The following is a 13300-nucleotide window of genomic DNA, read 5'->3' on the forward strand; positions in this document are numbered from 1 at the left end:
GTTAAATTTTGAACATAGAAATGGATTGCTGTAGCTTTTGGAAGAGCTTGTTCATCTCCTCAGCATCGTCAGCAATAAGCTCCATGTTCCCTTTTTGTGCTTCAGTCATTTGGCTAATACCTGCAGAAGTCTCCGTGTTATGTTTGGCAATGCCGCTTAATTGCTCAATAACAGAAGCTACTTCCTCAGACTCGGCAGCAACTTGCTGAGTAGAAGCAGAAATTTCTTGGACCTGACTGCTTACCTTGTGAATATCATCCATAATGTGGGCAAATATTTGTGTCAGTTCACCGCTGCTATTCACGCTAGTTGAAACAGTCTCTACTCCAACAGAAATGGATGAAACGGCTTTATCTACCTCATTCTGAATAATAGAAATTAGCCCCTTAATTTGCTCCGCTGATATACGGGATTGTTCTGCAAGTTTGCGGACTTCGTCGGCCACTACTGCAAACCCCTTGCCATGTTCACCTGCCCGTGCCGCCTCAATCGCTGCGTTTAAGGCAAGTAAATTTGTTTGTTCAGCAATCTCACTAATCAAATTAACAATCCCGGAAATTTCAGTGGACTTCTCATCTAACTGTTGAAGCGCCTGAGAGGAGTTTCCAACGGATTGTTCTGCTGAATTCATTTGTGAAATAATATCCTTTACTGCTTTGTTCCCTTTTTGAGCGCGAGTTTCTAACTCTTCTGCTTTACTGCTGACGTCAGCTGAATAATCGGCTATGGCTGAAATCCCTGAAACAATTTCATTGATGGAGGAAGAACTATCGATCGTAGCCGTTTCCTGATTCTTCATCTGCTCTGAAATTTGCTGTAATTCAGATACAACGAAACTGTAATGGTCGCTCCCTTCCTTAACAGCTTCAGAAAGCTTTCCGGAATAGTCGGCGTTGCGCTCGTATGCTTCCTTGATCGCCTGGATAATTTGATGCATAGCAACCACCATTTCATTGAACTTCTTGTTCAACCTTCCAATCTCATCGTCGCCTTCTTTCAATGAGATCTCAAAGCTTCCTTGGCTAAATTTCTCGATGCCCTCCCCTAATTCTCTGAGAGGAAGAATAGACTTGCGCACAAGATAGAACTGCACGGTTAACAAAATAGCAAGAATAATTAAAAGAGCAAGAGAGCTGTATAAGAGTAAATCTTTCTTTCCTTTAGCCACAATACTTGCATCAATATCAATTCCATAGTAAGCAGTGATTTTTCCTTGTTCATTTTTGAATGGCTTTAAAACGGACATCCATGTACCGTAATCATCCGTATAAACATCTGTATAAATGACCTCTCCTGTAGACAGCATTTTTCTGACCGAATCGCTGATCACTTTTGGCTGTTCATATAAATCACCTATATTTAAATCTGCCTCTTTAAACGTTTCTAAGACAGCTGTTGGCATAGAAATAATTGAAGTTTTATTTCCACCCTCCAGTTCAGTTCCAAATATATAGGCCTGAGCAACTTGTGGATTGTTCGCAGAGACTGTATCAAAATAGCTCCGAAGTTTTTTATGAACACTTGAATTCTCATTGCTATCTGATGCTGCCTCCATGATTTCTTCACTATTAAGATTTTGGGAAGTGCCGGACATAATTTTCGTTGCTTGGCTATGTACTTGCGATTCAAGTACTTGTCCTTGAATGACATAACTACAAACAATAAGTGTAAGACCAACTAAAAAAATATTTAACATTGATGTGGCTAGTATTCTCGCTAAAAAACTCTTTCTAAGTAATCCAAACATTTTGCTTCTCCATTCCTGTTGTATTTGGCTAAAAGATGGCTATCGATTCATATAAAAAAGACCGTCCAAATTCCTACAGAACACTCTGAACTTTAAAAGCTTTATTTATAATACTGGTGATTATCCCCTCGTTTCCAATCTATACAAACAGGTATATAAACCTTATCAAAAGGTTAAAAATAGGGTATTATAACCTAATATCCCCGTTAATAAATTAGTATCTTTTACCCAGAACATATTCTAGCACACACCTTTCAAATTTCAACAAATTCCGCCAAAATAGAGACATTTTTCCTACAAAAAGAGTGGGGCAACAAGCTGTTTAATAGCTTGTTGCCCCACTCTTTTTACCTATCATATAGCTCTTAATGAAGCGAAAAATTAACTATTTACACGCCGTACCAGTTCAATCCTTCCTTGCCAAGGTCAACCCACACATGTTTTGTTTCCGTATACATATCCATCGCTTGTATACCAAGCTCACGGCCGAATCCACTTTGCTTCGTGCCGCCAAATGGCGCCGTGCTATCCAGCATACTAAATGTGTTGACATATACTGTGCCCGCTTTTAAGCCGCGCGCCATACGATGAGCCCGCTTTAGATCATTCGTCCAAACGCCAGATGCCAGACCATAGAGTGTGTCGTTCGCTTTTTTCAATGCGTCTTCTTCGTCCTTGAAACGAATAACTGAAACGACCGGTCCAAAAATTTCCTCCCGGGCAATGGTCATTTGGTTAGTGACGTTTTCAAAAATTGTCGGCGTATAATAATAACCTCCGTCAGCTCCTTTAAAGCGCTCCCCGCCTGTTGTCAGTTGTGCTCCCTGCTCGAGGCCGGCAGCGACATATTGCTCGATTCTCTTCAACTGCTGCTCAGATACTTGTGGCCCCATTTGTGTAGACTGCTCGAGCGGATTGCCGACACGGATGCTCTGCACCTTTCTCACATACTCACTCATGAACTTGTCGTAGACGCTCTCCTGAACGAACAAGCGAGAACCAGCAGCGCATACTTGCCCTTGTGCAAAGTAGATGCCAAACATAGAGCCATTTACCGCATCTTCTATATTGGCATCCTCAAAAACAATATTCGGCGACTTGCCGCCAAGCTCAAGGCTTACCGGCTTTAAATTTTGACTGGCTGCCTGCATGATCAAGCGCCCTGTCGCAGTAGAACCGGTGAAAGCAATCTTATCTACTTGTGGATGAGAAGACAGTGCCGCCCCAGCATCCGCACCAAAACCAGGTACGACATTAATCACTCCATCCGGAATGCCTGCTTCTTGAAATAACTTCACCATTTCCAAAATACTGACAGGTGTCTGTTCTGCCGGCTTAATTACAATCGTGTTACCCGCAGCAAGTGCCGGTGCCAATTTCCACATTGTCAGCATAAGCGGGAAGTTCCACGGTACAATAGCGCCAATCACACCAAGCGGCTCTTTGAGTGTATAATTAAAACGGCCGGCCGGAGAAGCAAGCGTCTCTCCTTGCACTTTATTGGCAAGTCCAGCGTAAAACTCCAATACATCGATGGTAGCCGGCATCGCAATAAAGGTCGTCTCATTAATGGGCAGCCCATTGTCCTCTGACTCAATGGCTGCAAGTTTATTTGCATTTTCCCAAAGCAGCTGGGCCGCTTTATAAAGTAGCCGCCCACGATCGCTCGGAGCCATTTCTGCCCACGGACCGGATTCGAATGCACGGCGCGCTGCCTTGACAGCACGGTCAATATCTTCTTTTCCACCTTCCGCTACTATAGCATGGACTTCCCCTGTCCCCGGATTTACCGATTCGAATGTTTTTCCTAATGCGCTGTCTGTCCACTTCCCATCAATAAATAGCTGATATTGCTTTACCATTTATACTCCCGCCTTTCTTGCTGAATAAGCAAGTTCTAACAATTTCATAACCTCTTCTTCGTTTACCTCTCTCGGATTTACCATCGTGCTGATCTCTTCATTTAATGTTGCCTTCGCCAGCTGTTCAAACTGTTCACGTTTCACGCCAGCCTCTTCCAATGTAGGAATATTAATTGCCTTCGCCAGGCTTCTCACCGCTTCTACCGCTTGGTTGGCCGCTTCTTCATCAGAGAGCCCCCCTACCGGCAATCCCATCACCTGAGCAATATCTTTAAAGCGCTTCTGTACCGTTGCATCCTGAGCGTTATATTCCATCACATCCGGGAGCATGCATGCATTTGCTACACCATGCGGAAGACCGCAATACACGCTGAGCGGATGAGCAATGGCATGAACCAAACCTAGAAGAGCAGAGTTAAAGGCATAGGCTGCCATCATGCTGCCGAGCAGCATGTTTGTGCGCGCCTCGATATTGCTGCCGTTTTTATAAGCTTCTTCTAAGTTGTTATAAATAAGCTCCACTGCCTTTAAAGAGTTGATCTCACTCGGTACTGAAGCAAGCTTGGAAACATATGATTCAATTGCATGCGTAAGAGCATCCATACCAGTTGCTGCTGTGACAGCGGGCGGCAAACCCACTGTTAACTCTGGATCAACTAACGCAACATCTGCTCCGCAGTGGCGGCCGCCAATAACCATCTTTTTGGCTCCTTTTGTATCTGTAATAACCGTAACAGCCGTTACCTCGCTTCCAGTTCCAGCCGTTGTAGGAATAGCGATTAATGGCTTGGTTGGATTTTTCACCAGGTTCAACCCTTCATACTGATGGATCGGGCCCGGATTTGTCGTTAATACGTTAATTGCCTTGGCCGCGTCGATCGGACTGCCCCCACCAATGGCTATGATTGCGTCTACGTTTTCCTGTACAGCTAAATCAGCGCCTTCTTCCAAAATCGTATCTGGCGGGTTAGGCACAACATTGGCAAACTCTATAATGGTTACGCCGCTTTCTTCTAAATATGTAAACACCTGATCAATAATCCCTGCCTGCTTAACCCCTTGATCATATACACACAATACTTTTTTAGCATGTAATTCTGCGAGCACTTCCCCAATCTTTTTTACACTGCCCGCACCAAAAGTAACCTGGCTTGGAATACCAAATTCAAATTCCATTTCTCTCTCCCCTTTCACTCATTTACTCTCTTATTAGCAACTTCTGTGCCAATAGAACGTCCCTTGTGTTTATTGCCTTCGTAAGCACCGTTTTTTTCTACTGTCACAAAAAGTGACACTTTTTCTGTGTTACTCTGTGACATTGCCCCTTTTCGTGACAAGCAGTTTATAAAATAAATGGATTATAGTATAATTATTAGAAAATTCATTACTTTATAGTGAGGCGAGACCCAAAAGATGATTAGAAATGCGCTGAACGATAAGCAAACATGGCTAAAATATTCTTGGAGACGCTGTCAAGACCTTGGGTTCGACCGGAACGGCAAGCCCATTTTTTATCAAGCGGAAGGAAATTTGCTTAAGGAGTTACTGGAGAAAAATGAAAGACTCATTCGTGCCTCAGAAGCCGTATTCCGGCAGCTCGATCAATTTCTAAAAGACTATCACTATCGAGCAGACCTGCTTGATCATGAAGGCTACATTTTGCATTCGTATGGAGTAATAAGTGAACCTGGCCTCATGAATAATCCTGCGCTGGCAATCGGCACATGCTGGGGAGAAACTTTTCGCGGAACAAATGCAGTCAGCTTCAGCATTGAGCACAAAATGCCCGTCAATATCCATGGAAGTGAGCACTTTTTTCTAGAAAATCAAGTGCTGACTTGTTCGGCAAGCCCTATTTTTGATGAGGCCGGACAAGTGACCGCAGTCGTCAACTTCAGTTCACGCAGTTCGAATATACAGGATAATGCTTTAATTATGGCTATGCTTGCTGCCGATGCGATTGGTTATCGGCTGCTAACCGAACATGTAAAAGTAGAAAATGAACTGCTTATCCGGGAAACAGAAAAACTAAGCAGCTCCCACTCCCAAGGGATTGTCACTGTAAATGCAGACAGTCACATTATTTATGCTAACAAAAAAGCAAAGAAGCTGTTGGGAAACAATTGTATTGGAACCGTTTTCAATCCCTCTTCGTTACATACAGAATCTATTTATCCAACATCCGGTTATTGTTCAAGACGTTCCTACATGATCAAGCCTCACACCTCTGCCCGTAAAAGTTACACCTTTGACCGGATGATTGCCGAATGCCCGAAAGTTAAACAGGTCATCCAACTCTCCCAGAGGGCAGCGGCTACCGATTTTTCACTTTTTATTCATGGAGAAAGCGGAACAGGCAAAGAATTATTTGCTCAATCCGTTCATCAGGCAAGCATGCGTGCAGACAAACCTTTTGTCGCCGTCAATTGCAGTGCTTTAGCTAAAAATTTAATTGAGAGCGAACTCTTCGGCTATAAAAAAGGCGCTTTTACAGGAGCGGACCATGCTGGCAGTCTCGGAAAATTCCGCGCGGCGGACGGGGGCACTCTCTTCCTCGATGAAATTGGCGACATGCCGCTGCAAGCACAAAGCGCACTTCTTCGTGTTCTTGAGGAACGGGAAGTGATGCCCGTCGGTGATCATCAGACTTATCCTGTTGATGTTCGCATCATTGCAGCTACTCATCGAAATTTACTGGAGGAAACGAAAAAAGGGTCATTCCGTGCCGACCTTTATTATCGTTTAAATGAAATCTGCCTAAACATTCCCCCATTGAGAGAGCGGGGAGACATTATTCAGCTCGCCCGCCATTTTCTCACAGGGCTATCCGGCCGCTCTCAGCAATTTACTAATGAAGCAGAAAACATGCTGCTTAGCTATGACTGGCCCGGCAATGTCCGCGAGTTAAAAAATGTTGTGACACAGGCTAGTTTTCTCGCTGATGGCCGTTGGATTGATACTCATCACTTAAAATTGCAGACAACACCGAAAAGAGCATCGACAGTCGCTGCTCCGAGCTTTCCACCCTCGGCCTATACGTTGGAGGAAGCGGAAAAGCTACTAATCGAACAAGCTTTAAAAACACATAACAGCAACATTTCGCAAGCTGCCAAACAGCTAGGCATATCAAGAAATACGCTTTATCGTAAATTGAAAGCCTATGAATATACAGAATAAACAGCAAAGCTGAGTCGGCAATTCCGCTCAGCTTTGCTGTTTATCATTTGGCTTTTCCCGGTTATATCCACGCTCGCCGTAAGGTTCCAATTTGGCGAGCCACTTGTCCTCCAGTCTCTCCAGCTCTTTCTTTTCGTCAAAATAGCCCGTTTCTTTCTTTTTTAAGACCTCCAGCACTTCAAATTCAAAAGTATCTTTGCCAAACTCTTTCCACTCACTTTGCAGATGTTTATTTGTGTTTGTGCCCACCTCTAATTCAAAACGTTTTCCATTGAGCGTTTTTAAATTTCTTGTACTGCCGATAAACACCTTGCCATTCTTCTTATTTTTAATCTGGTAAATGCCCGCTTCAATTTTCGTTTCTTTATATTGTTGTTTTAGTATTTTTTTTTGATCCATGATGGATGCTCCTTTGTATCTTTATTGTTTTAACCAATACTCACTACCATCTGCCTGCCTGTCTAAAAAGCCATATTCAATTAAATAACGTCTGAGCAACACATAATCGCCATAAATAACTTTTAAGCGTTCATTTACTTCTTTTTCACTATATCGTTTACCAGAGTGGAATTGTTTCGCTATTTCTCTGAGTACGATCAGCTTTTGTTTTTCTTTTAAAGAAAATGTGGTTAACGAACCATTTTGAAAATACTTCTCCAGTACAAATGCCCGTTCTTCCTCAGTTATGTTATAACGGTCATCAATCATCACTGCGGTTGGAGGAACATCCACAAAAGTAGGAGCATGCTCATCTTTTTCCTTCAACAGCTCCATAAGCGTTAAAAAAACTTTTGCCTGCCGTTCTTTTTCCTTTAAAGTAAAGCGATGGTTCCGTATAGTTGATGCACTGCCAATTTCCATTTCTCGCTGAATGTCTGCATCGCTTTTTCCTTCGTAAAACAACTGAAGGAGTCTATTCTGATGTTCGGTTAACCCTGTAATTTTTTTATTAAGACCAATAAGATACGAGAAAACTGATTCATGCTCTTCTTTAATGTGAAGCTGCATATATCGTTCCGCTTCATAGAATGTTCCTTCATGCGGATAAATAATTCCCTTTTCCAAGCTCTCCCCACAAAGCAAACAAACACAATGACTCCCTTCGTAAACATATCCGCGTTTTAATTCTTCCAATGAAGCGTTCCAAAACCGCTCTGCGTTACCCATAAAACAAACAACCTTTCTCAACGTTTACTATTTAATAAACATATTATTAAAATGTTTATAATAAGTCAATGATTTGTTTTTAACAGCAACATAAATAAGCCCCGGGCATGTCACTTGCCCGGGGCTTATTTAACCATTGCTAACCAGTTCTACCAGTGTGCTTTCCCTGCTGAAATTCTTTTTATAGCACTTTGCTTAAGAACGCTTTCGTCCGCTCATGCTGGGGTTTTCCGAATAGCTCTGACGGTTTATTTTCTTCAACGATATACCCGCCGTCCATAAAAATGACACGGTCACCCACTTCCCGGGCAAAGCCCATTTCGTGAGTAACGACCACCATCGTCATCCCTTCTTGGGCAAGCTGCTTCATTACCGCAAGCACATCCCCGACCATCTCCGGGTCAAGCGCGGAAGTGGGTTCATCAAACAGCATAATCTTCGGATTCATCGCCAGTGCCCTCGCAATGGCAACTCGCTGCTTTTGACCGCCTGATAATTCGCCAGGATAGCTTGTCGCCTTTTCTTGCAGTCCAACCTTTTCCAACAATTCATGTGCTTTTTTGATCGCTGCTTCTTTACTGTTGTTAAGCGCTTTCATTGGCCCGAGTATAATGTTCTCTACTACTGTCATGTGAGGAAAAAGGTTGAACTGTTGAAATACCATGCCTACTTCTTGTCTTACTTTGTTGATATTTACTTTTGGATCCGTAATATCATAATTGTTAATAACTACGCTTCCGCCCGTAATCGTCTCAAGCCGGTTTAGACAGCGAAGAAAAGTGCTTTTACCTGAACCGGATGGCCCAATCACGCATACTACTTCCCGCTCCTCAATAGCAGCATTAATATCTTTTAGCACCTCCAACGAACCAAATGATTTTTTTAAGTTCTTTACTTCAATCATGCTCATCGTAATTCAAATCTCCTTTCAAGGAAATTACCTAATACGGATAATAAATAAATAACGACAAAATAAATAATTCCAACAACGAGCCAGATTTTAAACGCTTCAAACGTTGCAGAAACCTGAACAGATCCCTGCTGCATTAAATCAGCGATGCCGATAATTGATAAGAGCGAAGTATCTTTTAAACTGATAATTGACTGATTTGTCAAAGCTGGTAGCATTCTTCGGAACGCCTGCGGTAAAATAATATAGCGCATCGTCTGAATACCTGTTAAGCCAATAGATCTGGAAGCTTCCGTTTGTCCTTTGTCTATCGATTGGATGCCTGCTCGGATAATTTCAGCAAAATAGGCACCAGCATTAATTGCAATGGTTATGACGCCAGCAGTTGTCCTATCAAAGGAAATCCACTCCAATGAGTTCAAACCAAAGTAAATGAAAAATAGCTGAACCAGAAATGGTGTGCCACGGATAGCATCAATAAAGATTTTGGCAATCCAGTTCAAAATCTTTAGCGGGGCAAGCCGAAAGAGTGCCATGATTAGGCCAAGAATGAATCCTAAAATGATAGCAATGACAAAGATATAAAGGGTGACTTGAAGTCCCTTCATTAAATACGGCAATGAATTAGTAATTGTCTCCATTACGCTCTCTCCTTCTAAGAAGAAAGCGCGCTATCTGCGCGCTTCCAAGCTGATAATGTTCGAATATGCTTGATCTTCACTTTCCAGGTGACCCATCTACACGCTTCTCAACTTTCTTTACTCCGCAAGATACGTGTTCAAAATCTCCTCGTATTTTCCATTTTCTTTTAATTCAGCCAATCCTTTATTGATTTTCTCAAGAAGTTCTTTGTTTTCACCTTTCAAGACAGCAATTCCGTACTGATCACCATTCAAGCGGTCGCCGACGATTTTCAAACCAAGATCCTTTTGGGCAATGGCATAAGCAATGACTGGATAATCTTCAATTAAAGCGTCCGCATTGCCATTGGCTACTTCTTGAAACATGGCTGGGCTATCATTAAACTGTGTCACTTTAAAGCCTTCTTTGTCAGCATTTTCTTGAGCAAACTTCGCGCCAATCGTCCCTTTTTTCACAGCTACTGTTTTTCCTTTTAAATCACTGACACTCTTAATGCTGCTGTTATCTTTTTTTACAACAAGCGTAATGCCAGCATCAAAATATGGCTCTGAGAAATCAACCACTTTCTTTCTTTCATCAGTGATACTCATTCCTGCAATCGCTACATCTAATTGTCCCGCTTGCATAGCCGGTATAATTCCCCCAAAGTCCATCGGAGAGAGCTTAATCTTGAAATCTTGGCTTTCGGCAATGGCATGGATTAAATCAATATCAATTCCCTTGTACTCACCGCCCTCCTCATATTCAAATGGAGGATACGTCGTATCTATCCCCACTGTGTACTCCTTTTTTTCTTCCCCTTTTTTCCCGTCCCCGTTTGTGCTGGCCGTTTTGTCTCCACCACATGCTGCAAGCATGAAAATGAATACAAGCATGAAACTTACCAAACTAAATTTCTTCATCCCATCCACTCTACTTTCCTATTTATTTATCGGCTAAATGTTGCCAATATACAGAATAATATGAATATAATCTACAGAATCAGCCGGCAATTTAATGTATGACCGGGCCATTTGTTTTATGTACCCTCCAGCTGTTTCCATATATATTCTAATACTTTTTTCGACATTTCATTGTAGATTCCTGCCTCTATATGTAAAATGTAACTATTGTGCCTTGAGGGCTTATCCTTTTTTAGGAATTTGTTTGAAGCAATCAGGTGACGGCTACAATAAGAATTATAGGTGCATTCTCCCTTTTCACTACAATTAGTAAACGGAAAATAGGTGTAACTTATGCTGCGTATTAACAAGGAAAAACTCTTTCAATTTATTAAAATCGGCTTTCCAGTTATTTTATTTATAATTGCTTTAATAGAGATCAAACAGTTTGCTAACGGGCTAGATATTCGCTTGATCCGTTCCGAGATAAAGCATTTAAATTCGGTAGAGACGGCCCTTATTTTACTTGTGCCTTTCTGCGGTATCTTTCCAATGTTTTTTTATGATGCTGTTTTAGTTCGTGTTCTGAATATTAAAATCCAAACAAAAAAGCTCATAAAACAATCGTTCATTACTAATTCTTTTTCCAACTTAATTGGTTTTGGCGGCCTCGTGGGAGTGATGCTCCGGACTTATTTTTATAACAAGCATGATTTGGATAAGCGAAGGCTTCTAACATCTATTACTTCTGTTTCACTCTTTTATTTAACAGGCATTTCTTTGATTGCGTGGACGATCCCCACTGCTTACAAAGACTTTCCACTCATTGTTGATACAAAGTGGCTGTTTTTAGCTGTGCTGGCAGTTGGATTATATTTGCCTCTTTTCTCCCTTTTTTATTTTTATCAAAACCGACAGGGAAAAGACTCTTTAATCAATCTCCGGTCTGCTGTCACTCTTTTACTCGTTTCACTGCTGGAATGGTCCTTAGCTTTCTCAGTTATTTGGATATTGAGCATTATACTGGATATCCCTCTGCCTTTTTATGAACTTGTGCCTGTTTTTATTATCGCTTCCTGTGCAGGTATAGCCAGTATGATCCCTGGAGGACTCGGATCGTTTGACTTGGTTTTTATATGGGGAACACAGAATTTAGACATACTGGATGAAAAAGTTCTTGTGATGCTTATCTTTTACCGTGCAGGTTATTTCTTGCTTCCATTTTTGCTGGCTGCAGCCCTATTTGTAAAAGATTATTGGAACAAATGGAATCAATCGTGGGACAACTTGCCAAACACCATTATCCAGAACATCAGCCATGTTTTGCTGACTGTTCTTGTATTTGTTTCAGGACTCATTTTGCTCTTATCTGCAGCTGTGCCAGGGATTCTAGAAAGGATAAAGATTGCTCATGAAATTTTATCTTTCCCTATCATGAATCTCTCTCATCAGCTTTCAGTGGCCGCTGGTTTTATTTTACTCGGCCTGTCACGGGGAATTAATTACAACGTGAAACGTGCCTATCAACTGACGATGATCGTTTTAGGCTTCGCTGCGCTTTTCTCGCTGTTTAAAGGAATTGATTATGAGGAAGCCATTTTTATGCTAGCGGTTGCCCTTCTTTTAAAAGCTTCGAAAGGCAGCTTTTATAGAGAAAGCTATGTGCTCACCTGGGGCAAGGCTCTGTTTGATCTCACTGTGTTTTTGATCATCACTTCCATGTATTTATTGATTGGCTATTTTAATCTGCCTTCGGCAAAGCTCAATGTACCGAAAGCATTAGCTCCTTACATCATTACTAGTTACACCGATTTATTTCTTAGCGCGGCCATTGGCTTGCTTATCGCCTTTTTTATTTTAACTATCGGCTACCTGATCCGTAAGCCTAGGCTATGGATTCCAGAGACATCAGCAGCTCAAGAAGAAGAAATTTTCAATCACCTTTCCAACTATAAAGGAAATGTGCTGGCTCATTTGATTTTTCTGCATGATAAATATGTGTACTGGAACAAGGAAAAAACAGTGCTGTTTTCCTATCAGAAATATGCTGATAAGTTAGTTATTCTCGGCAATCCAATCGGGGAAGAAGCAGACTTTCCTCGTGCAATTGGGGAATTTCTAAAAATGGCCGATCTTTACGGCTACACACTCACTTTTTACGAAGTGAGCAATGACATGCTCCCTCCTCTTCATGAATATGGCTATGATTTTTTTAAACTAGGTGAGGAAGCGGCTGTTCATTTAGAAAGCTTTACTTTGTCAGGAAAAAAGATGAAAGGAGAAAGGGCGGTAAAAAATAAATTTGAACGAGAGAATTACCGCTTTGAAATAATTGACCCTCCCTTTGAAAAAGAACTCATAGCTGAACTGAACGACGTCTCACAGCAGTGGCTGCAAGGAAGAGAGGAAAAAGGATTTTCTCTTGGCTTTTTTGATGAATACTATCTCAACAAAGCAAAAATAGCTATCTTGAAAACAGCCAACCATGAGATAGTAGGATTTGCAAGCCTCATGCCAATATACGACGGCGGACGGACTATCTCTGTAGATCTAATAAGATTTCAGCCAGGTGCTCCTGCTGGCACTATGGACTTTATCTTTCTTTCCTTGTTCGAATGGTCGAAAAGCCAAGGCTATCTATTTTTCCACTTGGGAATGGCCCCACTTTCTAATGTAGGCACCTCCAAATTTTCTTTTTTAAGTGAAAAAATTGCTGCCCAAATCTTTTTACACGGCCAGTTTTTTTACCAGTTTCAAGGCTTAAGAAAGTTTAAAGAGAAGTATACGAATTCCTGGGAAGCGAAATATCTTGCCTATCGAAAAAAATCTTCCTTGCCTTTTACCATGGCACAAATTACTTTTTTAATTAGCAAGAGAAGAAAAGCACAATAAAGGGACTAGCACTCGCCAGTCC

General features: G+C 41.6%; 11 protein-coding genes. 2 read left to right on the forward strand and 9 right to left on the reverse strand.

Annotated elements, in window-relative coordinates; translation table 11 throughout:
• Window position 1: 1 nt before the first annotated feature.
• The 4 genes from ACH0BF_RS11690 to ACH0BF_RS11705 form a co-directional block, all read right to left on the reverse strand.
• Entirely contained in the window at window positions 2–1747 is a 1746-nt protein-coding gene (locus ACH0BF_RS11690; protein WP_340852460.1) for a methyl-accepting chemotaxis protein, read from the reverse strand.
• Window positions 1748–2136: 389 nt separating this feature from the next.
• The gene (locus ACH0BF_RS11695; RefSeq protein ID WP_340852457.1) at window positions 2137–3609 is read right to left on the reverse strand and encodes an aldehyde dehydrogenase family protein; all 1473 of its coding nucleotides are present in this window, start codon (window positions 3607–3609) and stop codon (window positions 2137–2139) included.
• Window positions 3610–4785, reverse strand: coding sequence for an iron-containing alcohol dehydrogenase (locus ACH0BF_RS11700; RefSeq protein ID WP_340852454.1), 1176 nt, complete (start codon window positions 4783–4785; stop codon window positions 3610–3612).
• A 14-nt stretch (window positions 4786–4799) separates the two neighbouring features.
• Window positions 4800–4928: a hypothetical protein gene (locus tag ACH0BF_RS11705; protein ID WP_259455607.1), complete on the reverse strand. Its 129-nt coding sequence runs from the start codon at window positions 4926–4928 to the stop codon at window positions 4800–4802.
• 94 nt (window positions 4929–5022) lie between these two features.
• Here ACH0BF_RS11705 and ACH0BF_RS11710 point away from each other — a divergent pair, with 94 nt between their 5' ends.
• Window positions 5023–6786 carry a sigma-54-dependent Fis family transcriptional regulator gene (locus ACH0BF_RS11710; protein WP_340852452.1) on the forward strand — a complete coding sequence of 588 codons (1764 nt, stop codon included), beginning with the start codon at window positions 5023–5025 and terminating at the stop codon, window positions 6784–6786.
• A 27-nt stretch (window positions 6787–6813) separates the two neighbouring features.
• Here ACH0BF_RS11710 and ACH0BF_RS11715 read toward each other — a convergent pair whose 3' ends face one another.
• From ACH0BF_RS11715 to ACH0BF_RS11735, 5 genes are all read right to left on the reverse strand, one after another.
• Window positions 6814–7185: a GIY-YIG nuclease family protein gene (locus tag ACH0BF_RS11715; protein ID WP_340852448.1), complete on the reverse strand. Its 372-nt coding sequence runs from the start codon at window positions 7183–7185 to the stop codon at window positions 6814–6816.
• 21 nt (window positions 7186–7206) lie between these two features.
• On the reverse strand, window positions 7207–7953 hold the full coding sequence (locus ACH0BF_RS11720) for a DUF2087 domain-containing protein (RefSeq protein ID WP_340852446.1): 747 nt from the start codon (window positions 7951–7953) through the stop codon (window positions 7207–7209).
• 181 nt (window positions 7954–8134) lie between these two features.
• Window positions 8135–8863, reverse strand: a complete 729-nt coding sequence (locus ACH0BF_RS11725; RefSeq protein ID WP_340852444.1) for an amino acid ABC transporter ATP-binding protein — start codon at window positions 8861–8863, stop codon at window positions 8135–8137.
• Window positions 8860–9504: an amino acid ABC transporter permease gene (locus ACH0BF_RS11730; RefSeq protein WP_340852442.1), complete on the reverse strand. Its 645-nt coding sequence runs from the start codon at window positions 9502–9504 to the stop codon at window positions 8860–8862. Before ACH0BF_RS11730 ends, ACH0BF_RS11725 begins: the two co-directional genes overlap by 4 nt.
• 117 nt (window positions 9505–9621) lie before the next feature.
• Window positions 9622–10407: a transporter substrate-binding domain-containing protein gene (locus ACH0BF_RS11735; RefSeq protein WP_120037918.1), complete on the reverse strand. Its 786-nt coding sequence runs from the start codon at window positions 10405–10407 to the stop codon at window positions 9622–9624.
• 333 nt (window positions 10408–10740) lie between these two features.
• On the opposite strand from ACH0BF_RS11735, the gene mprF reads away from it, so the two are divergent.
• Window positions 10741–13278 (forward strand): bifunctional lysylphosphatidylglycerol flippase/synthetase MprF, encoded by a 2538-nt coding sequence (gene mprF / locus ACH0BF_RS11740; RefSeq protein ID WP_340852439.1) that lies wholly within the window; start codon window positions 10741–10743, stop codon window positions 13276–13278.
• The last annotated feature ends 22 nt before the right edge of the window (window positions 13279–13300 follow it).

The sequence above is a fragment of the Pseudobacillus sp. 179-B 2D1 NHS genome (assembly GCF_045370945.1).
GTDB lineage: Bacteria > Bacillota > Bacilli > Bacillales > Domibacillaceae > Pseudobacillus.

Bases quoted from the DNA above. Each gene is read 5' to 3' on its own strand.
- ACH0BF_RS11690 (WP_340852460.1), bottom strand. From the start codon at position 1,747: ATGTTTGGATTACTTAGAAAGAGTTTTTTAGCGAGAATACTAGCCACA.
- ACH0BF_RS11695 (WP_340852457.1), bottom strand. From the start codon at position 3,609: ATGGTAAAGCAATATCAGCTATTTATTGATGGGAAGTGGACAGACAGC.
- ACH0BF_RS11700 (WP_340852454.1), bottom strand. From the start codon at position 4,785: ATGGAATTTGAATTTGGTATTCCAAGCCAGGTTACTTTTGGTGCGGGC.
- ACH0BF_RS11705 (WP_259455607.1), bottom strand. From the start codon at position 4,928: ATGTCACAGAGTAACACAGAAAAAGTGTCACTTTTTGTGACAGTAGAA.
- ACH0BF_RS11710 (WP_340852452.1), top strand. From the start codon at position 5,023: ATGATTAGAAATGCGCTGAACGATAAGCAAACATGGCTAAAATATTCT.
- ACH0BF_RS11715 (WP_340852448.1), bottom strand. From the start codon at position 7,185: ATGGATCAAAAAAAAATACTAAAACAACAATATAAAGAAACGAAAATT.
- ACH0BF_RS11720 (WP_340852446.1), bottom strand. From the start codon at position 7,953: ATGGGTAACGCAGAGCGGTTTTGGAACGCTTCATTGGAAGAATTAAAA.
- ACH0BF_RS11725 (WP_340852444.1), bottom strand. From the start codon at position 8,863: ATGAGCATGATTGAAGTAAAGAACTTAAAAAAATCATTTGGTTCGTTG.
- ACH0BF_RS11730 (WP_340852442.1), bottom strand. From the start codon at position 9,504: ATGGAGACAATTACTAATTCATTGCCGTATTTAATGAAGGGACTTCAA.
- ACH0BF_RS11735 (WP_120037918.1), bottom strand. From the start codon at position 10,407: ATGAAGAAATTTAGTTTGGTAAGTTTCATGCTTGTATTCATTTTCATG.
- mprF (WP_340852439.1), top strand. From the start codon at position 10,741: ATGCTGCGTATTAACAAGGAAAAACTCTTTCAATTTATTAAAATCGGC.